Annotated in this window: 24 protein-coding genes and 1 pseudogene; 10 read left to right on the top strand and 15 right to left on the bottom strand. The window is 73.0% G+C overall.

All coding sequences use genetic code 11. The features are described from left to right. Window positions 1–177 precede the first annotated feature (177 nt). Both ACZ3ZD_RS06970 and ACZ3ZD_RS06975 read left to right on the top strand, forming a co-directional pair. Window positions 178–384, top strand: a pseudogene (locus ACZ3ZD_RS06970) (hypothetical protein); the annotation flags it as partial. Then, window positions 385–1365, top strand: a complete 981-nt coding sequence (locus ACZ3ZD_RS06975; protein WP_467394352.1) for a dihydrodipicolinate synthase family protein — start codon at window positions 385–387, stop codon at window positions 1363–1365. Here ACZ3ZD_RS06975 and ACZ3ZD_RS06980 read toward each other — a convergent pair. The 3 genes from ACZ3ZD_RS06980 to leuA form a co-directional block, all read right to left on the bottom strand. Further along, window positions 1326–2501 (bottom strand): sialidase family protein, encoded by a 1176-nt coding sequence (locus ACZ3ZD_RS06980; RefSeq protein ID WP_467394354.1) that lies wholly within the window; start codon window positions 2499–2501, stop codon window positions 1326–1328. The two genes, ACZ3ZD_RS06975 and ACZ3ZD_RS06980, sit on opposite strands and share 40 nt — an antisense overlap. A gap of 78 nt (window positions 2502–2579) precedes the next feature. Further along, on the bottom strand, window positions 2580–3275 hold the full coding sequence (locus ACZ3ZD_RS06985; protein ID WP_467394356.1) for a TerB family tellurite resistance protein: 696 nt from the start codon (window positions 3273–3275) through the stop codon (window positions 2580–2582). Between the two features lie 186 nt (window positions 3276–3461). After that, entirely contained in the window at window positions 3462–5183 is a 1722-nt protein-coding gene (gene leuA, locus ACZ3ZD_RS06990; protein WP_467394358.1) for a 2-isopropylmalate synthase, read from the bottom strand. 340 nt (window positions 5184–5523) lie between these two features. Between leuA and ACZ3ZD_RS06995 the strand changes: the two genes are divergently transcribed. Genes ACZ3ZD_RS06995 through ACZ3ZD_RS07010 form a run of 4 tightly spaced genes read left to right on the top strand, consistent with a single transcriptional unit; the run spans window position 5524 to window position 9507 of the window. Then, window positions 5524–6594, top strand: a complete 1071-nt coding sequence (locus ACZ3ZD_RS06995; RefSeq protein ID WP_467394559.1) for a M4 family metallopeptidase — start codon at window positions 5524–5526, stop codon at window positions 6592–6594. A 22-nt stretch (window positions 6595–6616) separates the two neighbouring features. Further along, window positions 6617–6883 (top strand): protealysin inhibitor emfourin, encoded by a 267-nt coding sequence (locus tag ACZ3ZD_RS07000; RefSeq protein ID WP_467394360.1) that lies wholly within the window; start codon window positions 6617–6619, stop codon window positions 6881–6883. Window positions 6884–6940: 57 nt separating this feature from the next. Then, a complete protein-coding gene (locus ACZ3ZD_RS07005; RefSeq protein ID WP_467394361.1) occupies window positions 6941–8254 on the top strand; it encodes a GH1 family beta-glucosidase in 1314 nt (437 codons plus the stop codon). Continuing rightward, the gene (locus ACZ3ZD_RS07010) at window positions 8251–9507 is read left to right on the top strand and encodes an MFS transporter (RefSeq protein WP_467394363.1); all 1257 of its coding nucleotides are present in this window, start codon (window positions 8251–8253) and stop codon (window positions 9505–9507) included. Before ACZ3ZD_RS07005 ends, ACZ3ZD_RS07010 begins: the two co-directional genes overlap by 4 nt. Before the next feature lie 22 nt (window positions 9508–9529). On the opposite strand, the gene ACZ3ZD_RS07015 is transcribed toward ACZ3ZD_RS07010, so the two are convergent. Then, window positions 9530–10378, bottom strand: a complete 849-nt coding sequence (locus tag ACZ3ZD_RS07015; protein ID WP_467394365.1) for an NAD-dependent epimerase/dehydratase family protein — start codon at window positions 10376–10378, stop codon at window positions 9530–9532. Between the two features lie 154 nt (window positions 10379–10532). Here ACZ3ZD_RS07015 and ACZ3ZD_RS07020 point away from each other — a divergent pair, with 154 nt between their 5' ends. Beyond that, entirely contained in the window at window positions 10533–11387 is an 855-nt protein-coding gene (locus ACZ3ZD_RS07020; protein ID WP_467394367.1) for a helix-turn-helix transcriptional regulator, read from the top strand. Window positions 11388–11412: 25 nt separating this feature from the next. Here the strand turns inward: ACZ3ZD_RS07020 and era are convergent, their stop codons facing one another. Further along, on the bottom strand, window positions 11413–12366 hold the full coding sequence (era, locus tag ACZ3ZD_RS07025) for a GTPase Era (RefSeq protein ID WP_467394369.1): 954 nt from the start codon (window positions 12364–12366) through the stop codon (window positions 11413–11415). A 175-nt stretch (window positions 12367–12541) separates the two neighbouring features. Here era and ACZ3ZD_RS07030 point away from each other — a divergent pair, with 175 nt between their 5' ends. Continuing rightward, window positions 12542–13852 carry an ammonium transporter gene (locus ACZ3ZD_RS07030; RefSeq protein ID WP_467394371.1) on the top strand — a complete coding sequence of 437 codons (1311 nt, stop codon included), beginning with the start codon at window positions 12542–12544 and terminating at the stop codon, window positions 13850–13852. Beyond that, window positions 13849–14187 (top strand): P-II family nitrogen regulator, encoded by a 339-nt coding sequence (locus tag ACZ3ZD_RS07035; protein ID WP_467394373.1) that lies wholly within the window; start codon window positions 13849–13851, stop codon window positions 14185–14187. Before ACZ3ZD_RS07030 ends, ACZ3ZD_RS07035 begins: the two co-directional genes overlap by 4 nt. On the opposite strand, the gene ACZ3ZD_RS07040 is transcribed toward ACZ3ZD_RS07035, so the two are convergent. The 5 genes from ACZ3ZD_RS07040 to ACZ3ZD_RS07060 form a co-directional block, all read right to left on the bottom strand. Continuing rightward, entirely contained in the window at window positions 14081–15115 is a 1035-nt protein-coding gene (locus ACZ3ZD_RS07040) for a DUF916 domain-containing protein (RefSeq protein ID WP_467394375.1), read from the bottom strand. The two genes, ACZ3ZD_RS07035 and ACZ3ZD_RS07040, sit on opposite strands and share 107 nt — an antisense overlap. Before the next feature lie 58 nt (window positions 15116–15173). Further along, window positions 15174–16502, bottom strand: coding sequence for a beta-xylosidase (locus ACZ3ZD_RS07045; RefSeq protein ID WP_467394377.1), 1329 nt, complete (start codon window positions 16500–16502; stop codon window positions 15174–15176). A 171-nt stretch (window positions 16503–16673) separates the two neighbouring features. After that, window positions 16674–17150, bottom strand: a complete 477-nt coding sequence (locus tag ACZ3ZD_RS07050) for a hypothetical protein (protein WP_467394379.1) — start codon at window positions 17148–17150, stop codon at window positions 16674–16676. A gap of 281 nt (window positions 17151–17431) precedes the next feature. After that, the gene (locus ACZ3ZD_RS07055; protein ID WP_467394381.1) at window positions 17432–17785 is read right to left on the bottom strand and encodes a cytidine deaminase; all 354 of its coding nucleotides are present in this window, start codon (window positions 17783–17785) and stop codon (window positions 17432–17434) included. 28 nt (window positions 17786–17813) lie between these two features. Beyond that, complete coding sequence (locus tag ACZ3ZD_RS07060; protein ID WP_467394561.1) at window positions 17814–18635, bottom strand: helix-turn-helix transcriptional regulator; 822 nt, start codon at window positions 18633–18635, stop codon at window positions 17814–17816. 148 nt (window positions 18636–18783) lie between these two features. Here ACZ3ZD_RS07060 and ACZ3ZD_RS07065 point away from each other — a divergent pair, with 148 nt between their 5' ends. Further along, window positions 18784–20214: an MFS transporter gene (locus tag ACZ3ZD_RS07065; protein ID WP_467394383.1), complete on the top strand. Its 1431-nt coding sequence runs from the start codon at window positions 18784–18786 to the stop codon at window positions 20212–20214. 91 nt (window positions 20215–20305) lie between these two features. Here ACZ3ZD_RS07065 and ACZ3ZD_RS07070 read toward each other — a convergent pair whose 3' ends face one another. The 5 genes from ACZ3ZD_RS07070 to ACZ3ZD_RS07090 form a co-directional block, all read right to left on the bottom strand. Next, window positions 20306–20665 (bottom strand): MmcQ/YjbR family DNA-binding protein, encoded by a 360-nt coding sequence (locus ACZ3ZD_RS07070; RefSeq protein ID WP_467394385.1) that lies wholly within the window; start codon window positions 20663–20665, stop codon window positions 20306–20308. Continuing rightward, a complete protein-coding gene (locus ACZ3ZD_RS07075) occupies window positions 20662–21954 on the bottom strand; it encodes a hemolysin family protein (protein ID WP_467394387.1) in 1293 nt (430 codons plus the stop codon). The genes ACZ3ZD_RS07070 and ACZ3ZD_RS07075 overlap by 4 nt, the downstream gene beginning before the upstream one ends. A 9-nt stretch (window positions 21955–21963) precedes the next feature. After that, window positions 21964–22461: an rRNA maturation RNase YbeY gene (gene ybeY, locus ACZ3ZD_RS07080; RefSeq protein WP_270083898.1), complete on the bottom strand. Its 498-nt coding sequence runs from the start codon at window positions 22459–22461 to the stop codon at window positions 21964–21966. Window positions 22462–22473: 12 nt separating this feature from the next. Further along, on the bottom strand, window positions 22474–23553 hold the full coding sequence (locus ACZ3ZD_RS07085) for a PhoH family protein (protein ID WP_467394390.1): 1080 nt from the start codon (window positions 23551–23553) through the stop codon (window positions 22474–22476). A 154-nt stretch (window positions 23554–23707) separates the two neighbouring features. Next, window positions 23708–24865 (bottom strand): carbohydrate kinase family protein, encoded by a 1158-nt coding sequence (locus ACZ3ZD_RS07090; protein ID WP_467394392.1) that lies wholly within the window; start codon window positions 24863–24865, stop codon window positions 23708–23710. Between the last annotated feature and the right edge of the window lie 21 nt (window positions 24866–24886).

The raw sequence follows: 24886 nt of genomic DNA on the forward strand, positions 1-24886 counted from the left end.
CCCCCGCCCGGACCGACAGCGACCCACCCCCGTCGCTGTCGGTCTCTCGCGTTGACGGCCATTCGTGTGTGCTGTCCCGACCGCCCCCTGTGCCCCTCCTATGGTCGCGCCACCGACCACGTAGGACGTAGGACGTCGTATCTCCCCGCCGCACTCCTCTTCCGTCGCGCTCCTCCCAACCTCAGGGAACGCCTCGGGCTCGCCCTGGTGTTCGTCTCGCACGACATCCAGACGGTACGGCGCCGCGGTGGGAAGGCGGACGACGTCTGCGCCGCGTCGATGCCGGAGTTCCCGGCCACGTCACGCCCCGGACACCGCTTCCGGTGCCACCATCCTGTGCAGGGGGACACGCCGACCCGAGACCCAGCGCGCCAGGAGCCCTGAATGACCTTCCAGCTCACCGGTGTCGTACCGCCCGTCTGCACGCCCCTGACACCGGAGCGGGAGGTGGACGAGCCGTCTCTGCTGCGCCTGGTCGACTTCCTGGTGGAGGCCGGGGTGCACGGGCTGTTCCTGCTCGGCTCCACGTCGGAGGCGGCCTTCCTCACGGACGCGCAGCGCCGGCGGGTGGTGGCGGCCGTGACCGCTCACGTGGGCGGCCGGCTGCCCGTCCTCGCGGGCGCCATCGACATGACGACGCCCCGGGTCCTGGAGCATGTCGCGGCGGTCACCGCGGCCGGCGCGCAGGCCGTCGTCGTCACCGCGCCGTTCTACGCCCGCACCCACCCCTCGGAGATCGTCCGCCACTACCGGCGGATCGCCGCCGCCAGCCCGGTCCCGGTGATCGCCTACGACATCCCCGTCGCCGTGCACACCAAGCTCCCCGCCGACCTGGTGCTGGGGCTCGCCGGGGACGGCGTGCTCGCCGGGCTCAAGGACTCCAGCGGGGACCTGGCCGCCTTCCGGCAGGTCGTCATGGGCGCCCGCGCGCACCCCGGGTTCAGCGTGCTGACCGGCTCGGAGCTGATCGCGGACGCGGCGCTGGCGCTGGGCGCGGACGGGGCGGTTCCGGGCCTGGCCAACGTCGACCCGCACGGCTACGTCCGCCTGTACCGCCGGTGCCGGGCGGGCGACCAGGAGGGTGCGCGGGCCGAACAGGAGCGGCTGTACGCGCTGTTCGGGATGGTCCGCGCCGGCGATCCGGCGCGGATGGGCGGCAGCTCGGCGGCGCTGGGCGCGTTCAAGGCGGCGCTGCACCTGCGCGGGATCATCGACTGCCCGGTGACGGCGGAGCCGCAGGTGCCGCTGTCCGGCGCGGAGGTCGAGCAGGTCGGCAAGTTCCTGGCGGCGGCCGGGCTGCTGGGCCCCGACGGGGGCCCCGACGCCTACGGCACGCGGAGCCGGCGGAACTCCAGCGACTCGTAGGGGCCGTGGACGCCGGTCTCGTAGAGGACGCCGACGGTGCCGGGGGCGAGCCGGACCAGGTCGGAGTAGGCGGCCGGGCGGTTGGTGAGGACGCGGAGCCGGGTGAAGGTGCGGCCGGTGCCGGCCCACAGGGCCAGGGCGCGGCGGGCGGTCGGCACGGAGGGCGCGGAGAACAGCAGGGGCGCGCCCGGGCCGCCGGCCTGGAGGACGCTGCCCTGGACCACGGGGACGGCGTTCAGGGACGGCTGGACGGTGAAGGGGCGTTCCAGGGTGCGGCCGCCGTCGCGGGAGGTGGCGTCGAGGCGGTTGCCGGGGGCCGTGCCGTTCTGGTCGCGGGCGCTGAAGTAGACGCGACCGTCCGGGAGCTGGGCGGCGCCGGTCTCGTTGGTGTTGGTCCGGCCGTCGTAGGTGTCGTCCACGAAGCCCAGGTGCCAGCTGTGGCCGGCGTCGTCGCTGTAGAGGGCGTGGCCGCCGTAGTACCGGGCCTCCTGGCCGGTGTCGCGGGAACCGGCGGGCGGGGCGGCGGAGTGGTCGGCGGGGACGAGGAGGCGGCCGGCACGCGGACCCCGGGTGAGGGCGAGCGCGTGGCCGGGACCGGTGGCGTACCAGCGCCAGCCCGGCCGGCCGACCTGGGCGGTGATGTCCCTGGGTGCGGTGAAGTGCCGGCCGTCGTCCGCGCTGCGCTGCACCAGGACCCGGCGGCCCTGTCCCGGTCCGGCCTCGCCGCGCATGATCTGCGCCTCGGTCACGGTGCCGCTGTTCGCGCAGGTCACCAGGACGATCACACCGGTGCGCGGGTCGACGACGGGCGCCGGGTTGCCCCGGGTGTGCCCCCGTCCGACGGTCACCACGGTGAGTGGGCCCCAGGTGCAGCCGCCGTCGGTGGAGCGGCGCAGGACGACGTCGATGTCACCGCTGTCGGCGGGGGAGGACCGGCGGCCCTCGGCGAAGGCCAGGACGGTGCCCCGCCGGGTCGTGACCACGGCCGGGATGCGGAAGACGGCGTAACCGCCCTGCCCGGAGACGTAGGGCACGGAGGAGGCGCAGCCGCCGGGCGCGGCGTGCGCGGGCAGCCGGGCGGTGAGCGAGCCGAGCAGTGCCAGGCAGGCGAGGACGGAGCGGCTGCGCGGGGTCACCCCCTGATGCTCCCCGGATCCACCGGGGCGGCGTCACCTCCGTCCGGGTGACGCGCCGGCGTGAGTCGTTCCGCTGGTTCAGGAGGGGGTCCGGGCGGCGGCCAGCAGCCGGTTCACATCGTCGGAACAGATGGTGAGGGCGGCGCCGACGGTGGCGAGGGCGTCGCGTTCGGCGGGGGTGTAGGGGCCGTCGGCGAGGGCGATACGGGCGGCCTGGAGGAGCAGGGACTCGCGGCCGGCCGGGGCCAGGTGCGGGGCCAGCGGGTCCAGGGCCTCGTGCAGCTCTATGGTCAGCCCGGCGCCGCACGGCCGCTCGGCGTACCGGCCGGTGTCGGCGGCGAGGGCCTCGACCAGGGCCGCCAGCTGGTCCTCGGTGCAGTCGGCGAAGCCGGCCGCGCGGACGGCGGAGGCGGCCGTCTCCAGGGCCGTACGGGAACCGGTGCCGCCCGCGGCGAGCACGGCGAGGGCGACGGTGTGCACGGCGTCGCGGAGCATCGCGGAGAAGCGGCGGGTGGTGGGGTGGTCCAGCACCTCGGTGCCGAAGTGGAGTGAGCAGGCCGCGCACTCCACCACCGGTCCGGTGGCCCCGCGCGACAGCACGGGCACGCCGAGCAGGGTGAGCCGGCGCCGCCCGGTCAGCCGCTGGTAGTTGCGGTCGCCGCCGCAGCCGGGGCAGTAGAACTCGCCGTCTCCCACGGGTGTCCATGCGGTGCGGGTGCCCAGGATGCGCACAGCCCTGGCGGCACGGCCGTCTCGTCCCCGTACTGGCAGCACGTCGCACCTCCGTAACCGCACGGCATCATCGCCGCGCTGGCGTGATGTTAGCCACATCACCGAGGTGGAGTCAGTACCCCGTAAGAGACCTTTCCGTGACCTGAGGGGCGCGGTGGCCGATAAGTGACGGCGCCCCGACCGCCGTACACAGCGGTCGGGGCGCCGAAAGGGCCGGTCGGGGCGGGGTCAGCGGGCCGCGCGGTTCACCGCGGAGACGACCGCCTTCAGCGACGCACGCGTCGTGTTCGCGTCGATGCCGATGCCCCACAGGACCTTGCCGTCGATCGCGCATTCGATGTAGGAGGCGGCCTGCGCGGAGGCGCCCTCGCTCATCGTGTGCTCCTGGTAGTCCAGCAGGCGTACGTCGATGCCGATGGACTGCAGGGCGTCGAAGAAGGCCGAGATCGGGCCGTTGCCGGAGCCGGTCAGGACGGTGTCCTGGCCGTCGACGGTGGCCTCGACGGTCAGGGTGTCCACGCCGTCGGTGTCGGTGGTCGACTGGCCGGTGCGGACCTGGACGCGGCCCCAGGGGTTGTCCGGGTTGGGCAGGTACTCGTCCTGGAAGACCGCCCAGATCTCCTTCGGCGTGATCTCGCCGCCCTCGGCGTCGGTCTTGGCCTGGATCAGCCGCGAGAACTCGATCTGCATCCGGCGCGGCAGCTCCAGCTTGTGGTCGTTCTTCAGGACGTAGGAGATACCGCCCTTGCCGGACTGCGAGTTGACGCGGATGACGGCCTCGTAGGAGCGGCCGACGTCCTTGGGGTCGATCGGCAGGTACGGCACCGCCCACTCGATGTCGTCCACCGTGACGCCCTTGGCCCGGGCGTCGGCCTCCATGGCGTCGAAGCCCTTCTTGATGGCGTCCTGGTGGGAGCCGGAGAAGGACGTGTAGACCAGGTCGCCCACGTACGGGTGGCGCGGGTGGACCTCCATCTGGTTGCAGTACTCCCACACACGGCGGATCTCGTCGATGTCGGAGAAGTCGATCTGCGGGTCGACGCCCTGCGAGAACAGGTTCATGCCGAGGGTGACCAGGTCGACGTTGCCGGTGCGCTCGCCCTGCCCGAACAGGCAGCCCTCGACGCGGTCGGCGCCGGCCATCAGCGCCAGTTCGGCGGCGGCCACGGCCGTGCCGCGGTCGTTGTGCGGGTGGACGGACAGGCAGACGTGCTCGCGGCGGGACAGGTTGCGGTGCATCCACTCGAAGCGGTCCGCGTGCGTGGACGGCGTCGAACGCTCCACCGTGGCGGGCAGGTTGAGGATGATCTCGCGGCCCGGGCCGGGCTGCCAGACGTCCATGACCGCCTCGCAGACCTCCAGCGCGAAGTCCAGCTCGGTGTCGGTGAAGATCTCGGGGCTGTACTGGTAGCCGAACTCGGTCTCGGGGCCCAGCAGTTTCTCGGCGTACTCCATCACCAGGCGGGTACCGTCGACCGCGATCTGCCTGATGTCGTCCCTGGAGCCGCGGAAGACGACCCGGCGGAACACCGGGGCCGTCGCGTTGTACAGGTGGACGGTGGCCCGCCTGGCGCCCTTCAGGGACTCCACGGTCCGCTCGATCAGGTCCTCGCGGGCCTGGGTCAGCACGGAGATCGTGACGTCGTCGGGAATCGCGCCCTCTTCCTCGATGATGGAGCGCACGAAGTCGAAGTCGGTCTGGCCGGAGGCGGGGAAGCCGACCTCGATCTCCTTGTAGCCCATCTTCACCAGCTGGTCGAACATCCGGCGCTTGCGCTCGGGCGACATCGGGTCGATCAGGGCCTGGTTGCCGTCGCGCAGGTCGGTGGAGAGCCAGCGGGGGGCGGTGGTGACGCGCTGGTCGGGCCAGGTGCGGTCCGGGATGTCGACCTGCTCGTAGCGGCCGTACTTGTGGATCGGCATGGGGCTGGGCTGCTGGCGGTTGGCCATGATGGCGTGGGCTCCTCAGGATGTCCGGATATCCGAGTGGACGGCCGACGACGCAACGCCGAGCTCCGCGGGGAGGGAGTCGGCCTCGACTACAGGCCCTCGCCGCGGCAGCTAAGAAGAAGCAGCCAGAATCGCATGATGCTCCGCAGCCTAGCCGAGCCGTTCCGGGTGCGGGGGCCTGTCCCAGTATGCGGGACCGCACGGCAAAATCGGACAAAAAGTGCGCGGCACCACATCGGTGTAGCACATCGTCACGGACCGTCGCGCTCCCTGTCCGGGTATTTCACCAATCATGGTGGCAGGTAGTGACATCGACGTCACCCAGTGCAAGGGTGCCGACATGACCACCCACGGGGGCTGTCAGCCCGTCTTCTGCACGATCGTGCCGCCGCACGTCCTCGACCGGCTCGCCCGCAGCGAGGACCCCGCGCTCTCCGGACCGGCCCGCCGGTCCCTGGAGCACGACGCCTACCAGCGCACCCGGCGCCGCCTGACCACGGTGATCGGCGCGCCCACCGTCGCCGCGCCCGCCGGCGCCGCCGCCGACCAGCCGCACCGCACCATCTACGACGCCCGGCACACCCAGGACCTGCCCGGCACCAAGGTCCGCGCGGAGGGCTCCGGGCCCGGCCCGGACGCCACCGTCAACCGCGCCTACGCGGGCCTCGGCGCCACCTTCGAGCTGTACCTGAAGGCGTACGGCCGGCACTCCATCGACGGCAGCGGGCTGCCGCTGGACGCCACGGTGCACTTCGGCGAGGGCTACGACAACGCCTTCTGGAACGGCGAGCAGATGGTCTTCGGCGACGGCGACGGCGAGGTCTTCCTCGACTTCACCATCCCGGTCGACGTCATCGGGCACGAGCTGACCCACGGCGTCACCCAGCACACCGCCAACCTGACCTACTTCGGGCAGCCCGGCGCGCTCAACGAGTCGCTCTCCGACGTGTTCGGCTCGCTGATCAAGCAGTACACGCTGGGCCAGACCGCCGCCGAGGCCGACTGGCTGATCGGCGCCGGGCTGCTCGCCCCGCGCGTCACCGGCACCGCCCTGCGCTCGATGAAGGCCCCGGGCACGGCGTACGACGACGACGTCCTCGGCAAGGACCCGCAGCCGGCGAAGATGGCCGACTACGTCCGCACCGGCCGCGACAACGGCGGGGTGCACATCAACTCCGGCATCCCGAACCACGCCTTCTACCTGGCCGCCACCGCCCTCGGCGGCCACGCCTGGGAGCGGGCCGGGCAGGTCTGGTACGACGTGCTCACCGGCGGCGAGCTGAAGGAGGACGCCGACTTCGCCGAGTTCGCCACGCTGACGGTGAAGGCGGCCCGTCAGCGGTTCGGCGCCGGCGACGAACTCCGGGCCGTGGGCAAGGCGTGGGAACAGGTCGGGGTGCACACGTCCTAGGTCCGTGGGGGAACATCGACCCATGCGGATTCGAGTACGGCGCACGGGCGGCTTCGCGGGCATCGAGCGCCGGGCCGAGGTGGACACCTCGGGCCGGCCCGACGCCGGCGAGTGGCAGACCCTGGCCGAACACGTCCTGGCCGCCGGCCGGACCACCCCTGCGCCCGGCGTCCCGGACGGCTTCGCCTACGAGATCACGGTGGACGACCGGACGGTCTACGCGGCGGATCCCCGGCTGACGGAGGCCGAACGCGCGTTGGTGTCACGACTGCTGAAGGAGGGGGCGTAACGGCCGGTTCACGCCAGGGCGTTGACTTCTGTTACCGGGGGTAAGGATGATCCGGTCATGGCGACTGACGCAGGTGCTGTGATCCCCCGGTTCCCGCCCGGTTTCCTGTGGGGCGTGTCGACCTCGGCCCATCAGATCGAGGGGGCGGCCGGGCAGCGGGAGCCGTCCGTCTGGGACGTGTTCACGGCCGAGCCCGGGCGGGTGAAGGACGGCTCGACGGCGGCGGTGGCCTGCGACCACTACCACCGCTACCCCGAGGACGTGGCCCTCCTCGCCGGCCTCGGCGTGGACGCCTACCGCTTCTCGGTCTCCTGGCCCCGGGTGAACTCCCCCGGCGGACTGGACTTCTACGACCGCCTGGTGGACGAGCTGTGCGCGGCGGGCGTACGGCCCGTCCCGACCCTCTTCCACTGGGACCTGCCCGCCTCGCTGGACTGGCTGGACCGCGACACGGCCGCCCGGTTCGCCGCGTACGCGGCCGTGGTCGCCGAGCGGCTCGGCGACCGAGTGCACAAGTGGATCACCCTCAACGAGCCGGCGGAACACACCCTGCTGGGGCACGCCCTGGGCGCCCACGCCCCCGGCCGGCGGCTGCTCTTCGACGCGCTCCCGGTCGCCCACCACCAGCTGCTGGCCCACGGGCTGGCCGTACGGGCGCTGCGCGCGGCCGGTGCGAGCGACATCGGCATCGCCAACTCCCACGGCCCGACCTGGCCCGCCTCGCGGGAGCAGCCGGACCTGGAGGCGGCCGGTTTCCACGACGTCCTGCTGAACCGGCTGTTCGCCGAGCCGGTCATCCTGGGCGAGTACCCCGAGGGCATGGGCGACCTGATGCCGGGGGACGTCGAGGCCGACCTCGAGGTCATCTCCGAACCGGTCGACTGGTACGGCGTCAACTACTACGCCCCGACCCGCGTCGGCGCCCCCGGCGGCACCGACACCGAGTACGGGGGGCTGGCGCTGCCCGCCGAACTCCCCTTCTCCGTCCGGGAGATCGAGGACCGGCCGGTGACCGACTTCGGCTGGCCGGTGGTCCCCGAGGGGCTGACGGAACTGCTCACCGGCTTCCGCGACCGGTACGGCGACCGGCTCCCGCCCATCGTCATCACCGAGAACGGCTGCTCCTACGAGGGCATCGACGACCAGGAGAGGATCGCCTACCTCGACGCCCACATCCGCGCCCTGCACCGGGCGGTCGAGGCCGGCGTCGACGTGCGCGGCTACTTCGTGTGGTCCCTGCTGGACAACTTCGAGTGGGCCGAGGGCTACGCCCGCCGGTTCGGCCTGGTGCACGTCGACTACGCGACGCTGGAGCGCACGCCCAAGGCCTCCTACCACTGGTTCCGGGAGCTGCTGCGGGCGCGGGGATGACCACCGTCCGCCCCTCGGCCGCCGCCCTCGCCGAGCCGGCCGAACCGGTGGGCCGGGGCTGGACGGCGTCGCTGGCGCTGGCCAACGGGGCGATCTGGGTGGGCTGGTTCGGCCCGCTGCAGATCCTGCTCGCCGCCCAGGCGAAGGACTTCGCGCCCGGCTCCGGGATGTCGAAGGAGACGCTGCTGGCGTGGGTGACGGGCGCCGGCGCGGTGGTCTCGCTGCTCGCGAACCCGCTCTTCGGCGCGCTGTCCGACCGGACGACCGCCCGCCGGGGCCGCCGTACCCCGTGGATCGTGGCCGGGTCGGCGGGCGGCGCGCTGTCGTTGCTGCTGCTCGCGGGCGCGGGCGGGGTGTGGTCGATGGCGGCGGGCTGGTGCCTGGCGCAGCTCACGCTGAACGCGGCCTTCGCGGCCGTCACGGCGGCCGTCCCGGACCGGGTGCCCCGGCGGCAGCGGGGCGCGGTGGGCGGCTGGCTGGGCGCGGCCCAGATCCTCGGCGTGGTCGGCGGCACCGCCCTGGCCACGGTCGCGGGCGGGACCGGTGCCGGGTACGCGGCCTGCGCGGTGTTCACGGTGGTGGGCGTGGCGCCGTACGTCCTGCGGTACGCGGATCTGCCGCTCGCCCGCCAGGACCGGCCGGCCTGGTCCTGGCGGGGGTTCCTCGCCGGGTTCTGGCTGAGCCCGCGCCGCCATCCCGACCTGGGCTGGGCCTGGCTGACCCGGTTCCTGATCAACCTCGGCAACTCGCTGGTGCTGCTGTACCTCCTGTACTACCTGCGCGACGGCCTGCACCGCCCCGACCCCGAGCAGGGCGTGCTGATCCTGACGGCCGTCAACGGCCTGACGCTGCTGGCGACCGTCGTGGCCGGTGGGGTGTGGTCGGACCGGGTGGGCCGGCGCAAGCCGTTCGTGGTGTGGTCGGGCGTGCTGATGGCGCTCGCCACGGCGGTCCTGACCGGCTGGCAGACCTGGCCCGGGGCGATCGTGGCGGCGGCCGTGCTCGGGGTGGGTTTCGGGGTGTTCACGTCCGTCGACTTCGCGCTGATGACGGACGTCCTGCCGGCGGCGCGGGACCGGGGCAAGGACCTCGGCGTGATCAATGTGGCCAACGCCCTCCCCCAGGTCGCCGCCCCCGCGTTGGCGGCGCCCATCGTCACCCACCTCGGCGGCTACCGGGTGCTGTACCTGGTGGCGGCGGCGATCGGGCTGGCCGGGGCGGTACTGGTGGGGCGGATCAGAGGGGTGGAGTGAGGGGGCGCGAGGGGGCGCGGCCTCACAGGGCGCCGGCGTCGCGGGCGCTCCACAGGGTGGGGAAGCGGGGCCGGTAGCCCAGTTCGCGGCGGATGCGGTCGGTGGAGGCGACGCCGTACCAGGGGTCCGGGTCGGGGCCGTCCGCCGGCGGCTCCAGGCCGAGGAGCTGGTGCAGTTCCAGCACGCTGACCGTGGCGTCGTCGCCGATGTTGTAGGCACGGCCGTCGGCGCCGGGGGCGTACAGCAGGCGCAGCAGGCCCTGGGCGGCGTCGGCGACGTGCACGAGCTGGAAGAGGCGCTTGGAGGCGGGCCAGCCGGCGATCTGCCGGGCGGCGTTGGCCAGGTGCGGGTCGCCCTCGCCGTAGACGAAGGCGAGGCGGCCGATCCGCACGTCCAGCCCGTCCAGCGCCAGCAGGGCGCGCTCGGCCTCCAGCTTGGACTCCGGGTACGTCATCCACAGCGGGCCGCCCGGCACGCTCGGGTCGTCCTCGACGAGCGGCCGGTCGCGGCCGGTGCCGTACACCAGGATGGTGCTGGTCTGCACGAACCGCCGTACCCCCGAGGCGACGGCCGCCCGGCCCAGCTCCACGGCGGCGTCGCGGTTGACGGCCCGCATCTCCTCGTCGGGCACGCCCCGGAAGGCGGCCGCGATGTTGACGACGGCGTCCGCCCCGGCGAGCGCCTTGCCGAGGACGTCGGTGTCGCGCAGGTCGCCGACGACGACCTCGGCACCGCGGTCGGCGAGGCCGTCGGCACGGGACGCGTCCCGCACGATCACCCGGACCCGCTCGCCGGGGCGGGCCTGGGCGAGCAGCCGGGGGACGAAACCGCGTCCCACCTGTCCGGTGGCGCCGGTGACCAGGGTCAGCATGGTGGTGCTCCTCTCGATCGGGCCCCATACGGATCCGCTCGGTTCCGTGGGGTGCGATCAGCCTCGCCCGGGGGCCGGGGCGGCGGGAGAGACCTCCTGATCGGGGGATCGGCAGTCCCTGGATAAGCCGGCCGCGCTGCCGCACGCTGGACGGGTGGACCGACCCGAACTCGCCGACTTCCTGCGCCGTGGCCGCGCCCGGCTGGAACCGTCCGACGTGGGCCTCACGGCCGGCGCCCGCCGCCGTACGCCCGGACTGCGCCGGGAGGAGGTGGCGGCGCTGGCCGGGATGTCGGTGGACTACTACACGCGGCTGGAGCAGCGCCGGGGCCCGCGGCCGTCCCGTCAGATGCTGACGGCGCTGGCGCGTGCGCTGCGGCTGACCGACGACGAGCGGGACCACCTGTTCCACCTGGTGGGCGAGGAGCCGCCGCGGCGGGACGCGGCGTCGGCGCACGTCCGGCCCGGTCTGCTGCTGGTCCTGGACCGGCTGTACGACTCACCGGCGCAGGTGGTCACGGACTGCGGCGAGGTACTGGAACAGAACGCGCTGGCCAGGGCGCTGGTGGGGGACGTGTCCGCGCGTCCGCCGCGCGAGCGGAACCTGACCCGGCGGTTCTTCCTGGACCCGACGGCCCGCGCCCTGTTCCCGCCCGAGGACCTCCCGGCCCACGCCCGGGACCACGTGGCCAACCTCCGCGCGGTGGCCGCGGCCCGCCCCGACGATCCGGAAGCGGCGGCGCTCGTGGCCGAACTCCGCGCCGAGAGCGAGGAGTTCGCCCGGCTCTGGGAGGAACACCGGGTGTCCCTGCGCCGCCCGGGCGTGAAGCGCTTCCTGCATCCGGTGGTGGGCCTGCTGGAGCTGGAGTGCGAGGTCCTGATGAGCCACCACGGCCACCACCACCTCATCATCCACACGGCCCGCCCCGGCACCGCGTCACACGAGAGGCTCCAGCTGCTGAGAGTGATAGGCCTGCAGGACCTGAGCCCCCGGCCGGCCCCGCGCTAGGTGTGCTGTTCGGACAGGTGAGGACCTAGAACCCCAGCCGCCGCAGCTGCTTCGGGTCGCGCTGCCAGTCCTTCGCGACCTTCACGTGCAGGTCCAGGAAGACCGGTGTACCCAGGAGGGCCTCGATGTGCTTGCGGGACTTGATGCCGACCTCCTTCAGGCGCTTGCCCTTGGGGCCGATGATGATGCCCTTCTGGCTGGGGCGCTCGATGTAGACGTTGGCGTGGATGTCCAGCAGGGGGCGGTCGGCAGGGCGGTCCTCGCGCGGGAGCATCTCCTCCACGACGACGGCGATGGAGTGCGGCAGCTCGTCGCGGACGCCCTCCAGGGCCGCCTCGCGGATCAGCTCGGCCACCATCACCTGCTCGGGCTCGTCCGTGAGGTCGCCCTCGGGGTAGAGCGCGGGGCCCTCGGGCAGCAGCGGGATCAGCAGGTCGGCCAGGAGGTCGACCTGCTGGGCGCCGACCGCCGACACCGGCACGATCTCCGCCCACTCGATGCCCAGCTCCTTGCCCAGCTGGTCGATGGCGATCAGCTGCTCGGCGAGGGTCTTGGAGTCGACCAGGTCCGTCTTGGTGACGATCGCGACCTTCGGGGTCTTCCTGATCCCCGCCAGCTCCTTGGCGATGAAGCGGTCACCGGGGCCGATCTTCTCGTTCGCCGGCAGGCAGAAGCCGATCACGTCGACCTCGGCCCAGGTCGCGCGGACGACGTCGTTGAGCCGCTCGCCGAGCAGCGTGCGCGGCTTGTGCAGCCCGGGGGTGTCGACCAGGATCAGCTGGGCGTCGGGCCGGTGCACGATGCCCCGTACCGTGTGCCGGGTCGTCTGCGGGCGGTTGGAGGTGATCGCCACCTTCTGCCCGACCAGAGCGTTCGTGAGGGTGGACTTGCCCGCGTTGGGGCGGCCCACGAAGCAGGCGAAGCCGGCGCGGTGGGCGGCCTCGGCCGGCTGCTCGGAAGACTGGGTACGCACGCTCATGGCGTTCATTGTCCCTGATCCACGAGGCTCCGCCGCACAGCCCCGGCCCACCGCCCCGCCCGGTGAGCTTCCGGAAACCCGCCCGCAACGAAACGTCACGGAAACACACCCGTACGCGACCGGAAACGCGCACCGGTGACCCTCTGACGCAGCCCCCACACCGTTGGAGACGTCCGTGACCCTCGCCGCCGCCCACGTGAACACCGGCGACACCGCCTGGCTGCTCGCCGCGACCGCCCTCGTCCTGCTGATGACCCCGGGCCTCGCCCTGTTCTACGGCGGCATGGTCCGCACGAAGAGCGTCCTCAACATGCTGATGATGAGCTTCGTGTCGATCGCCCTGGTCACGGTCGTGTGGCTGGCCGCGGGCTACTCCCTCGCCTTCGGCGACGACCTCGGCGGCGGACTGCTCGGCGGCCTGGAGCACGCCGGCATGCGCGGCCTCGGCCCGGACAGCGTGCACGGCACGGTCCCCACCGTCCTCTTCGCCACCTTCCAGCTGACCTTCGCGATCATCACGGCCGCGCTGGTCAGCGGCGCGGTCGCGGACCGTACGAAGTTCTCGGCATGGCTGGTCTTCGTACCGCTGTGGACGCTCCTCGTATACGTTCCGGTCGCCCACTGGGTGTGGGGGCCGGGCGGCTGGATCCTGGAGAGGCTCGGCGCCCTGGACTTCGCGGGCGGGCTGCCCGTCGAGATCACCTCCGGCGCCTCCGGGCTGGCGCTCTGCCTGGTCCTCGGCCCCCGCCTGGGCTTCAAGAAGGACGCCATGCGCCCGCACAACCTGCCCATGGTGATCCTCGGCGCCGGCCTGCTCTGGTTCGGCTGGTTCGGCTTCAACGCCGGCTCCGCGCTCGGCGCGAACGGCCTGGCCGCCGCCGCGTTCCTGAACACGCTCGCCGCCGGCTGCACCGGCCTGCTCGGCTGGCTCTTCGTCGAGCAGAGGCGCGACGGCCACCCGACCACCCTGGGCGCGGCCTCCGGCGCGGTGGCCGGCCTGGTCGCGATCACCCCGTCCTGCGGCACGGTCTCCCTGCTCGGTGCCCTGGTCGTGGGCCTCGCCGCCGGTGTCGTGTGCAGCTACGCCGTCGGCTGGAAGTTCCGGCTGAACTACGACGACTCCCTGGACGTCGTCGGTGTCCACCTGGTCGGCGGGGTCATCGGCACCCTGCTGATCGGCCTGTTCGCGGAGAAGGCGATGACCGGCGGCGCCGAGGGCCTCCTCTACGGCGGCGGGCTCGCCCCGCTCGGCAGGCAGGCGCTCGCCGTGGTGGCCGTGGCCGGGTACGCCTTCGCGGTGACGTACGGGCTCGGCAAGCTGCTCGACAAGGTGCTGGGCCTGCGGGCGAGCGAGGAGCAGGAGTACACCGGCCTGGACCTTACGGTGCACGCCGAGACCGCATACGATCACGGCGTCCTGGGCCACGGCGCCCCGGTCAGCTCGTCCGCCCTCTCCTCCGCCCAGAAGGTCAAGTCCCAGGCATGAAGCTCATCACCGCGATCGTCAAGCCGTACCGTCTGGACGAGGTCAAGACCGCCCTGCAGGAGCTGGGGGTGCACGGTCTGACCGTGACCGAGGCGAGCGGCTACGGCCGGCAGCGCGGCCACACCGAGGTGTACCGGGGGGCCGAGTACCGGGTCGACCTGGTGCCGAAGGTGCGCATCGAGGTCGTGGTGGAGGACGCCGCCGCCGACGACGTGATCGACGCGGTCGTCAGGGCCGCGCAGACGGGGAAGATCGGGGACGGGAAGGTGTGGTCCGTGCCGGTGGAGACGGTCGTCCGGGTGCGGACCGGCGAGCGCGGACCCGACGCGCTCTGACCAGCAGCGCCCCGGTCAGCACGCCGGCGGTGAACACGAGGGTGACCACGAGCCAGGGCAGCGCGAGGAAGCCGGCGCTCGCCGTCTCCCGGGTGTCCTGGGCGCTCGCGGTGAGCGTCACGTCCGCCCGGTCGAACTGGGGCGCCCCGCGCCAGGTCTCGGTGAGCCGCACCCGCTGACCGGGCAGCAGCTCGGCGGGGACCCGGGTCAGCCGCCGGTCGAGCAGCGCCCGGCCGAACAGCCCGCGCGCCGTCAGCTCCACCCTGGGGCTCAGCGTGACGTTCCCGGTGTTGCGCAGGGTGTAGGAGACGGTGGCCGTGCTGTCGCCGAGGCCCGGCACGAGCGGCTGGTGGTGGCTGATCCGCAGGTGCTCGACGGCGAGCGCGGCCAGTGCGGGCCCGTCGACCCGGAGGTAGACGCGGGCGCCCACGGCCCGCCGGACGCCGAGGGCCAGTCTGCCGCTGCCCGGGTCGACCCGCTCGTCGAGGGCGACGATGGCGCCGGGGTGGTCGCCGGGTCCGGCGTCCTCGGGCACCTTCAGGGTGAAGGGCACGGTGACGGTCCGGTGCCCCGGCACGGTGATCCGGGACCTGGCGGTCCTGGCCCAGGCGCCGACCCCGTGCATGCGTTCCCCGGCGGTGCGTACGGCGAAACCGCCGTCCCGGGCGGTGTTGTAGGCGTCGGCCGCGTACAGCCGGAAGGTGAGCGGCCGGCCGGTCTCGTTGCGTACGGCGACCTTGTCGGTGAGGGTCTGGCCGGGCTCGGCGGAGAGGGCGAAGTAGGGCCGCGCGGCGATCTTCGAGGCGACCGGGTAGACGGACCAGCTGCCGTTGTCGGCGGCGTGGGCGGGCGCGGCCTGCCATGCCGGTGCCAGGCCCAGGAGGAGGCCCAGGAGCAGGCCCTGGAGGAGGACGTACGGCTTGCGCATGGGTGCGGACCCCCACGGACGAGGGACGAGGGACGGGCGGGTGCGGACGCCCGTACGCTCAGGTGAGCGTCAGCGTGAGCACGCCGGAGTACGCGCCGGGTGGGGTGAACGCCGGTACGTCCAGGGAGAGCCGGGCGTCCACGGTGAACTCGCCGCCGGTGAGCGTCCCGTCGGCGGTGGAGGCGAGGGTCGCGCCCGCGCTGCCCACGGTGCCCGCCGAACCGGCCTTGCAGGTGCTGGGGCTGCCCGCCTTGGTCGCGCAGGCCGGGGTCCAGCTCAGCGCCCCGGCGCCGATCTTGGCGCCCGGGCCGGTGAAGTCGGTGACCTTGCCGGTCAGCGACCAGCCCGCGGGCCCGCCGCGGAAGTCCTTGACGGTCACCGTGTTCAGGCTCCCGGTGGAGGCGCCGCCCTGGCCGAAGTCGACGCCTGACAGGGCGACGGAGTCCCCGGCCTGGGACATCGACAGGGTGCCCGCCTTGACGGTGGTGGTCAGCTTCTGGCTGCCGGCCGGGACGGGCGTGTCGTCGTTGACGACGTAGGCCGCGGGGCCGGCGCCCTTGTCCGGGTTCCAGGAGGCGCCCTCGTAGGCCACGATCCCGGTCGTCGTCTTGTCGTTGACGACCAGGGAGCCGCTGAAGGAGCCCTGGGCGTTCGCGGTCACGGTCGCGGTGTCCGCGGTCTGCTTGTCGCCGGCCCGCCCGGCCAGGGTGACGGTCGCGCCGGGCGTGAAGCCGGTCCCGCTCACGGTCACACCGGCCCCGGGGGCACCGGAGGCCGAACCGAGCGTGACGGCCCGGGTGTTGGCCGGGGTGCCGTCGGTCGCGGTGACGGTCTGGGAGACCGGGGCGGGCGGGTTGGTGACGGTGCAGGGGGTGTCCAGCTCCAGGATGTAACTGGTGTGGATGTTGTAGTCCCCGGGCGAGAGGGTGATCCGTCCGGGCTTGGTGACGGTGAAGGTGCCGGTCATGGAGAACGACGGGAAGGCGGCCTTCCCCGGCACCGGGGGGTTCTTCTTCGGCCCGGCGACGGTGATGTCACCGCTCTGGGCGCCACCGAGGGTGACCTTGCCGGTCGGGGTCATGATGTCGGCCGGCAGGGCCAGGTCGGTGGGGTTGCTGGCGGCGGCCGTGACCACGGTGTAGGTCACGGTGACCGTGTCGCCGACCTTGGGGCTGGTGTTGTCCGCCGACACGTTGGCGGTGGTGGTGCCGTCGATCGGCGGGATGCCCGCGACGGCCGGCGGGATGCAGTGCGTGGCGAAGTCCACGTTCGTACCGGCGGCGCCGGCCGGACAGGCCAGCGCGCCGCCCGCGGTGACCGCGAGCGCGGTCGAGCCGAGCAGTGACGCCCAGCGCCACCGTCGGGCTCTTCGGGATGTCGGACCCATGTCCCCCTCCTGAGGGTTGCGGGCGCAGCGGCTCCTCTGCGCCGACAGGGGGCATTGATGTGGAGCGGGGGTGAGAAGTCAATGGAGATGCCGCAGAAAGCTGACGGCTCATCAGTTTCCGCGGCATCCGGGGTGGTTGCGGCATGATCCGGAAGGGATCGCTCAGGGGCGTCAGCTGAAGACGAAGGGGCCCGGCGACTGCTTGGCCGTGGCCGTACAGGTCACGGTGACCCCGAAGATGACCATCTTCAGCGAGCCGCCGTACGCCTCCAGGCTGTCGCCGGAGGCCACGGTGCCGGGCAGCGGGCCGACGGTGACCGCCGAGCCGCTGGCCATGGCCGGGTTCTTCGTCCCGCTGAAGACGGTGGTGCCGCCGCTCGCCTTGACCATGGTGAGCGTGGAGGCGATCGTGTCCTGGGCCACCGCGACCGGCGTCTTGATGGCGGTGGAGGTGAGGGTGAGAGTGGCCGAGCCGCCGCTCTGGGTGGCGGTGAGTGTGGCCGCACCGCCGCCGAAGATGCCACAGTTCGCGGTGATGGTCGCCGACTGGGGAGTGACGGCGGCCGCGGTGGGCGCGAAGGCCAGTCCGGTGACCGCGAGGGCCCCGGCCGCCAGTGCCGCACCTGTTGCCGTGCGCTTGCCTCTCATGGGGATCCGCTTCCCTTCCCTGGTGGGGAGTGCCATGTGGGGACGGCCGACGGACGGGAGGCTGCGCGGGCGGGTGCGGGCACCTGCGCGGCGGTGCGGATCTGACGGTCCGTCGGATGGTACGGGACCATTGACGCGCGCACACCGGACCACGGCAAGGTTGAATTCCAGCCGACCTGCTGGTCGGTCGGTTCAGGGAGCGGTGACGGTCCGCACGGTCCCGGCCGACCGGTTCGGAGGGCGGGGCCGACAGCCCCGCTCACTCCTGTCGGCCGGTCGGTTCAGGGGGCGGTGACGGTGGCCCGCACGGTGCCGTCGGGCGCGGCGAGCAGCACCGGCGTCCCGGCACCGCCCAGGTCGGCGACGGCGGCCAGGTCCTCGGCCGGCACCGACTCCGCCTCGCTGACGACGGCCGCCGCCTCCAGGGAGGCGGCCCCCGACGCCACGGCCATGGCGACCGCCGTCCGCAGCGCGCTCAGCTTCAGCGAGGCGAGCCCCACCGACCCGGCGACATACGTCCGCCCGGTGTCGTCCCGTACGGCCGCCCCCTCGGGCACTGCGTTGCGGGCCCGCGCGGAACGGGCCAGGGTGACGATCTTGCGGTCCTCGGGGTCGAGCGCGTTGCTGTCGGTCATGCCCCGAGCATACGAAGCCACCGGACGCTCAGCCCGCCACGGGGTACATGGCACCCCGGCGGCCCTCCGGCGAGGCCAGCCACTCCAGCTTGGCCGCGGTGTTCGCCTCGTCCAGCGGGGTGTGCAGCACGATCATCAGGTCCGGCCGGGCCGGCACCTTCATCACGGTGGACTCCACCGCCAGCACGCCCACCAGCGGATGGTGCAGCTCCTTGCGGATCTGCCCGTGGTCCTCGATGTCCCGCTCGGCCCACAGCTTCAGGAACTCGGGGCTGCGGGCCGACGCCTCGGCGAGCACCGCCTGGAACCCCTCGTCGTCCGGCCGGGCCGCGCACGCGGCCCGGAACTGCGCCACGACCGTGCGGGCGTTGCGCTCCCAGCTGTTGCTGCGCGACCGGTACAGCGGGTCGACGAAGAAGTCGATCAGGCAGTTCTGGGTGATGTCCGGCCGCATCCCGAGCACGATCGCCGCCGCGTCGTTGTACATCACGCAGTTGTAGTACGCGTCCATGATGTGCGCCGGGTACGGCATCCAGGTGTCGATCAGCCGCCGCAGCCCCTCGCACATGTCCCGGCGGTCCGGGGCGACCTGCGGCGCGGGCGGGTTCAGCCCGGCCAGCAGGTACAGGTGCCGGCGTTCGGCGTCGCTGAGCCGGAGCACCCGGGCGACGGCGTCGAGGACCTGGGGCGAGACGGAGATGTCCCGCCCCTGCTCCAGCCACTGGTACCAGGAGACGCCCACGCCGGCGAGTACGGCGACCTCCTCGCGCCGCAGCCCCGGCGTACGGCGCCGGCCGCCACCGCCCGGCAGTCCGGCCTCCTGGGGACTGACCCGGGCGCGCCGGTTCATCAGGAACTCGCGCAGCTCCCTGCCCCGTTCACTCCTCGTCGCCTCCGCAGCGTGCACGGACCGCTCCTCCCCCGTGGTGTCTGGTGGTTCCACCACCACCATAAGTTCCGACTCCCCACGATTGTTCCGGCCGCCGCAGGCTCGTGCCATGGCGATCGACACCACCACATCCCCCGCACCGCCCACCACCCCCGCGGACGCACCGCTCGGCACCCCCCGGCTGTCGACGCGCGACAAGCTGGTCCTGTTCGTCCTGTGCGCGGCCCAGTTCATGGTCGCGCTGGACTTCTCCGTCCTCAACGTGGCCCTGCCCGCGCTCGGTACCGACCTCGGCATGAGCCGGGCCGCCCTGCAGTGGGCGATCACCGCGTTCGCGCTGCCCTCCGGCGGCTTCCTGCTGCTGTTCGGCCGCATGGGCGACCTCTACGGCCGCCGCCGGCTCTTCCTGTCCGGGCTGGCCCTGTTCGGCGCGGCCTCGCTGCTGGCGACGCTGGCCTGGGACCCGGCGTCCTTCCTCGCCGGGCGCGCGCTCCAGGGTGTCGGCGCGGCGGCGATCGTGCCGACCGGGATGTCCCTGCTGACCACCACCTTCCCGGAGGGCCCGGCCCGGGACCGCGCCCTCGGCATCTCCGGCACCCTGCTGTCGCTGGGCTTCACCGTCGGCATGGTCGCGGGCGGTGTGCTGACGGACGCGCTCGGCTGGCGTTCCACCATGGCGCTGCTCACCGTCTTCGCGCTGATCGTGCTGCCGCTCGCGCCCGGCCTGCTGCCGGAGTCCCGCACCCCGCGGCGCCCGCGCCTCGACGTGCCGGGGGCGGCCACCGTCACCACCGGTCTGCTGTCGCTGATCTACGCCCTGTCCACCGCCGCCGACCACGGCTTCGGCCGGGCGGACGTCATCGCGGCGCTGGTCGCCGGGGTTCTGCTGCTGGCCGCGTTCACCCTGATCGAGTCCCGCTCGCCGGCCCCGCTCGTCTCGCTGCCGATGCTGCGCCGCCGCACGGTGGCGTGGGGCAACCTGGGCGGTCTGGTCACCTTCTCGATGATGTCGACGGTGGTCTTCGTGCTGAGCCTGTACCTGCAGGACGTCCTGCACCTGTCGGCCTTCGAGACGGGCCTGGTCTTCGGCGCGCAGGGCATCCTGTCGGTCGTCGCCGGCTCCCTCGCGGCCAGGGTCGTCGGCCGCTTCGGCGCCCGGCGCACCCTGGTCGGCTCGCTGGCCGGCCAGGGCGCGCTGGTGGCGACGCTGCTGCTGCTGAACGCCCACACCTGGTCGGTCTGGCTCGCCACGGCCGCCGTGTCCCTGGCGAGCATGTGCCACCTGGGCGCGATCGTCTCGTACGGCATCACCGTGACCTCCGGTGTCCCGGACGAGGAGCAGGGCCTGGCCACCGGCCTGGTGACCTCCACCCAGCAGGTCGGCATCACGGTCGGCATCCCGCTGCTGGGCGTCCTGGCCACCACCTCCGACGACCTGCTGACCGGGACGCACACGGTGCTCGCCCTGGACGCGGTGGTCGTCCTCGCCGCGGCCGTCGCGGTCGGCCTGGGTCTCGGCCGTGGCCGGTCCGGGGTCTGACCACCCCGCCTCTGCCCCCCTGCGCTCCGCGCGGCCGTGCACACCGCACGGCCGCGCGCCGTTCACCGACGGCGGCCGGGGGGCGGGGCGGCTACGGCCGGTCCAGCCGCAGGCGCTCCGCCCTCGGCAGGCCGGCGACGACGAGGTCGTACGAGTCCTCGACCAGCTCGCGCAGCAGCCGGTCGGGGAGGTCGCCGTCCGCGGTCACGGTGTTCCAGTGCCGCTTGTTCATGTGCCAGCCGGGGACGATCAGCCCCTCGTGCTCGCGGCGCAGCCGCAGCGCGTCCTCCGGGTCGCACTTGAGGTTGACCGTCAGGGGCCGCGCGTCCAGGTTCGTCAGCGCGAACATCCTGCCCAGCACCTTGAAGACCGAGGTCTCCGGGTTGAACGGGAAGTCCTCCACGGCCGCGTTGAACGACAGGCACAGGGCTCGCAGTTCCCGGGGCGTCACTCGGGTTCCTCCCCGTTCTTCCCGGCGGGCTCGACCAGCACCGTCACGATCTTGTTGCGGCGGCCGGCCGCCGCCTCGGCGGTCAGCTTCAGCCGGCGCTCGTCGGGCAGTTCGACCTCGGCGGAGGCGCCGGCGATGGGGACGCGGCCGAGCGCCTTGGCGAGCAGTCCGCCGACGGTCTCCACGTCCTCGTCGTCGTACTCCTCCAGGCCGTACAGCTCGCCGAGGTCGGTGATGTCCAGGCGGGCGGTGACCCGGAAGCGGTCGTCGCCGAGGTCCTCGACGGGCGGGAGTTCCCGGTCGTACTCGTCGGTGATCTCGCCGACGATCTCCTCCAGGATGTCCTCGATGGTGACGATGCCGGCGGTGCCGCCGTACTCGTCGATGACGACGGCGACGTGGTTGCGGTCCTTCTGCATCTCGCGCAGCAGGTCGCCGGCGTTCTTGGTGTCGGGCACGAACACGGCCGGCCGCATCGCCGTGGACACCAGGTCGCCCTCCGCCTCCCGGCTGATGTGCGTCTTGCGGACCAGGTCCTTCAGATACACGATCCCGACGATGTCGTCCTCGCTCTCGCCGGTGACCGGGATCCGCGAGAAGCCGGAGCGCAGGGCCAGGGTGAGGGCCTGGCGGATGGTCTTGAAGCGCTCGATGGTGACGAGGTCGGTGCGCGGCACCATGACCTCGCGTACGAGGGTGTCGCCCAACTCGAACACCGAGTGCACCATCCGGCGCTCGTCGTCCTCGATCAGCGACTCCTTCTCCGCGAGGTCCACCAGCGCGCGCAGCTCCGCCTCGGAGGCGAAGGGGCCGCGCCGGAAGCCCTTGCCGGGGGTGAGCGCGTTGCCGATGAGGATCAGCAGGGACGGGATGGGCCCCATGATCCGGGCCAGCGGCAGCAGCACGTACGCCGCCACGGTGGCCGTGTTCAGCGGGTGCTGGCGGCCGATGGTGCGCGGGGAGACGCCGACGGCGACGTAGGACACGAGCACCATGACACCGATGGCGACCAGCAGGGCCTGCCAGGTGGCGGCGAACTGCTGGAGGCAGGCGTAGGTGACCAGGGCCGCGGCGGCCATCTCGCAGGCCACGCGGACCAGCAGGGCCACGTTCAGGTAGCGGGTGGGGTCGGCGGCGATCTGGGCGAGCTTGGCGCCGCCCCGCCGGCCGGACTTGACGGCCTCCTCGGCGCGGAAGCTGGAGACGCGCGCGAGGCCCGCCTCCGCGCAGGCGGCGAGCCAGGCCACGACGACCAGCGCGATCGCGCCGGCCACGATCTGCGGAGACATCCGGCCCGCTTACGAGACGGTCGGCGCCGGGGACGGCCCGGTCAGGCCGTGCTCGGCCCGCCATCCGTCCACGATGGCGGCCTGGAGGCCGAACATCTCGGCCTTCTCGTCGGGCTCCTCGTGGTCGTACCCGAGCAGGTGCAGCACGCCGTGGACGGTGAGCAGCTGGAGCTCCTCGTCCATGGAGTGCTGCGTGGGCGCCTCGGCCCCCTGCTTGGCGGCGACCTCGGGGCACAGCACGATGTCGCCGAGCAGCCCCTGCGGCGGCTCGTCGTCGTCCTTGGACGGCGGCCGCAGCTCGTCCATCGGGAACGACATGACATCGGTCGGACCCGGCAGGTCCATCCACTGGATGTGCAGCTGCTCCATGGCGTCGGCGTCCACGACGATCACCGAGAGTTCGGAGAGCGGGTGGATGCGCATCCGCGCGAGCGCGTAGCGGGCGATGTCGAGGATCGCCTGCTCGTCTACCTCGGTGCCGGACTCGTTGTTGACGTCGATCGACATGGTCGTGCTGGTCTACTTCCCCTTGGTTCCCGCGGCGCCGGACCTGCCCCGGCCGCCCTTGGGAGCGCCGTTATCCGTGCCGTGGTCGCTGTCGTACTTCTCGTACGCGTCGACGATACGGCCCACCAGCTTGTGCCGTACGACATCGTGGGACGACAGCCGGGAGAAGTGGACGTCCTCGACGCCCTCCAGGATCTCCTGCACCTGCCGCAGACCGCTCTTGGTGCCGTTCGGCAGGTCGACCTGCGTGACGTCACCGGTGATCACGATCTTCGAGTCGAAGCCGAGGCGGGTGAGGAACATCTTCATCTGCTCGGGGCTGGTGTTCTGGGCCTCGTCCAGGATGATGAAGGCGTCGTTGAGCGTCCGGCCGCGCATGTAGGCGAGCGGTGCGACCTCGATCGTGCCCGCCGCCATCAGCCGCGGGATGGAGTCCGGGTCGATCATGTCGTGCAGCGCGTCGTACAGCGGGCGCAGGTACGGGTCGATCTTCTCGTAGAGCGTGCCGGGCAGGAAGCCGAGCCGCTCGCCCGCCTCCACCGCCGGACGGGTCAGGATGATCCGGTTGACCTGCTTGGACTGCAGGGCCTGCACGGCCTTGGCCATGGCCAGGTAGGTCTTGCCGGTGCCTGCGGGGCCGATGCCGAAGACGATCGTGTGCCGGTCGATCGCGTCCACGTACCGCTTCTGGTTGAGCGTCTTGGGGCGGATGGTGCGGCCGCGCGAGGACAGGATGTTCTGCGTCAGCACCTGCGCCGGGGTCTCCGCCCCGTCGCTCGTCCCGTTCTCGCTCGACTTGAGCATGGCGATCGAGCGTTCCACTGCGTCCTCCGTCATCGGCTGCCCGGTGCGGAGCACCAGCATCATCTCGTCGAACACGCGCGAGATCAGGGCGACGTCCCCCGGGTCGCCGACCGCGCTGATCTCATTGCCCCGGACGTGGATGTCGGCCGCCGGGAAGGCCCTCTCGATCACGCGCAGGAGGGAGTCGCCGGAACCCAGCACGGTCACCATGGGGTGCTGGGCGGGGACGGTGAACTGCACTCTCGCCTGCTCCTGCGCGGGGGTGTGAGCTGTGGGTGTCTGTGTCATGGGCCGGCGCTGAAGGCCTGCGCTTCCTCCTCGTCACGGCCGCACAGCTGAGGGGCGGCCTCGCATGTCCAGGGTACGACGCGGGGCTGACAACGCCGTAGGGCTTTTCGCACGGCCGCTTCCGGGCTGACACCGGCCGCGGCCCCGGCCGGTGTCAGCCCGAGCGCCGGAAGCCGATGGTCGGCACGGCCCGCCGGAGCGGCCACGGCCGGTCCAGTCGCCGCGGGACCAGGCCCTCCAGGAACTCGTACCGGCGCAGCGCCGCGGGCGACTGCCCCGGCAGGGACTGCACGCGCCGCCACCACGCCCCGATCTCCGACCACCCCGGCGCCGACAGCGACCCCCCGAACTCCTGCACCGACAGCGCGGCCGTGAGCCCGGCGAAGGCCAGCCGGTCCGCCAGCGGCCACCCCGCCAGGGAGCCCGTCACGAACCCGGCGACGAACACGTCCCCGGCCCCCGTCGGATCCAGCGCCTCCACGGCGATCGCCGGCACCTCCGCGGTCTCCCCGGTCCGCCGGTCCACCGCGTACGCGCCCTCCGAGCCCAGCGTCACCACGGCCACCGGCACGTACGCGGTCAGGGCGTGCGCGGCCAGCCGCGGGCAGTCGGTCCCGGTGTACCGCTTGGCCTCCTCCGCGTTGGGCAGGAACGCCTCGCAGTGCTCCAGGTCGGGCAGGCCGGCCAGGTCCCACGCGCCGGTCTCGTCCCAGCCGACGTCGGCGAAGACGCGGGTGCCGGCGCGGGCGGCCTGCGCGATCCACGGCGCGCCGCGCCCGGGGGTGAGGGAGGCCACGGCGGCCCGCGAGCGGTGCGGCCGGTCGGCGGCGCCCTCCTGGAGGAGGACGGCCTCGGGGGGTGGCTCGTGCCCGTGGGAGACCATGGTCCGTTCGCCCTCGTAGGCCATGGAGACGGTGACCGGGGAGTGCCAGCCGGGCACGGTCCGGGAGGCGGAGAGGTCGATGCCCTCGCCCTGTTCCAGCGCGTCCCAGCAGTACTCGCCGTAGTGGTCGTCGCCGAAGGCCGCGGCGAGGGCGGTGCGCAGGCCGAGCCGGGCCAGGGCGGTGGCCATGTTGGCGACCCCGCCGGGGCTGGAGCCCATGCCCCGGGCCCAGGACTCGGTGCCGCGCACCGGTGCCGAGTCCAGGCCGGTGAAGATGATGTCGAGGAAGACCGTGCCGGTGAGGTAGACGTCCCAGGGCGGGTCGCCGGGGGCGCGCAGCGCGGCGAGCGGGTCGACCTGGGTCTGGCAGCGCGCTGCCTGGGTGAGGTGTTCCGGTTCCTCTCCGGTGAGGGTGTGCGACGGCGTCACGGGGCGCTCCCTGGCGTGGTG

It is taken from the genome of Streptomyces sp. NPDC023481 (assembly GCF_055560195.1).

Excerpts from the sequence above, each read along its gene's own strand:
- ACZ3ZD_RS06975 (WP_467394352.1), top strand. The coding sequence starts at position 385 with ATGACCTTCCAGCTCACCGGTGTCGTACCGCCCGTCTGCACGCCCCTG.
- leuA (WP_467394358.1), bottom strand. The coding sequence starts at position 5,183 with ATGGCCAACCGCCAGCAGCCCAGCCCCATGCCGATCCACAAGTACGGC.
- ACZ3ZD_RS06995 (WP_467394559.1), top strand. The coding sequence starts at position 5,524 with ATGACCACCCACGGGGGCTGTCAGCCCGTCTTCTGCACGATCGTGCCG.
- ACZ3ZD_RS07000 (WP_467394360.1), top strand. The coding sequence starts at position 6,617 with ATGCGGATTCGAGTACGGCGCACGGGCGGCTTCGCGGGCATCGAGCGC.
- ACZ3ZD_RS07005 (WP_467394361.1), top strand. The coding sequence starts at position 6,941 with ATGGCGACTGACGCAGGTGCTGTGATCCCCCGGTTCCCGCCCGGTTTC.
- ACZ3ZD_RS07010 (WP_467394363.1), top strand. The coding sequence starts at position 8,251 with ATGACCACCGTCCGCCCCTCGGCCGCCGCCCTCGCCGAGCCGGCCGAA.
- ACZ3ZD_RS07015 (WP_467394365.1), bottom strand. The coding sequence starts at position 10,378 with ATGCTGACCCTGGTCACCGGCGCCACCGGACAGGTGGGACGCGGTTTC.
- era (WP_467394369.1), bottom strand. The coding sequence starts at position 12,366 with ATGAGCGTGCGTACCCAGTCTTCCGAGCAGCCGGCCGAGGCCGCCCAC.
- ACZ3ZD_RS07035 (WP_467394373.1), top strand. The coding sequence starts at position 13,849 with ATGAAGCTCATCACCGCGATCGTCAAGCCGTACCGTCTGGACGAGGTC.
- ACZ3ZD_RS07040 (WP_467394375.1), bottom strand. The coding sequence starts at position 15,115 with ATGCGCAAGCCGTACGTCCTCCTCCAGGGCCTGCTCCTGGGCCTCCTC.
- ACZ3ZD_RS07045 (WP_467394377.1), bottom strand. The coding sequence starts at position 16,502 with ATGGGTCCGACATCCCGAAGAGCCCGACGGTGGCGCTGGGCGTCACTG.
- ACZ3ZD_RS07050 (WP_467394379.1), bottom strand. The coding sequence starts at position 17,150 with ATGAGAGGCAAGCGCACGGCAACAGGTGCGGCACTGGCGGCCGGGGCC.
- ACZ3ZD_RS07055 (WP_467394381.1), bottom strand. The coding sequence starts at position 17,785 with ATGACCGACAGCAACGCGCTCGACCCCGAGGACCGCAAGATCGTCACC.
- ACZ3ZD_RS07060 (WP_467394561.1), bottom strand. The coding sequence starts at position 18,635 with ATGAACCGGCGCGCCCGGGTCAGTCCCCAGGAGGCCGGACTGCCGGGC.
- ACZ3ZD_RS07065 (WP_467394383.1), top strand. The coding sequence starts at position 18,784 with ATGGCGATCGACACCACCACATCCCCCGCACCGCCCACCACCCCCGCG.
- ACZ3ZD_RS07075 (WP_467394387.1), bottom strand. The coding sequence starts at position 21,954 with ATGTCTCCGCAGATCGTGGCCGGCGCGATCGCGCTGGTCGTCGTGGCC.
- ybeY (WP_270083898.1), bottom strand. The coding sequence starts at position 22,461 with ATGTCGATCGACGTCAACAACGAGTCCGGCACCGAGGTAGACGAGCAG.
- ACZ3ZD_RS07085 (WP_467394390.1), bottom strand. The coding sequence starts at position 23,553 with ATGACACAGACACCCACAGCTCACACCCCCGCGCAGGAGCAGGCGAGA.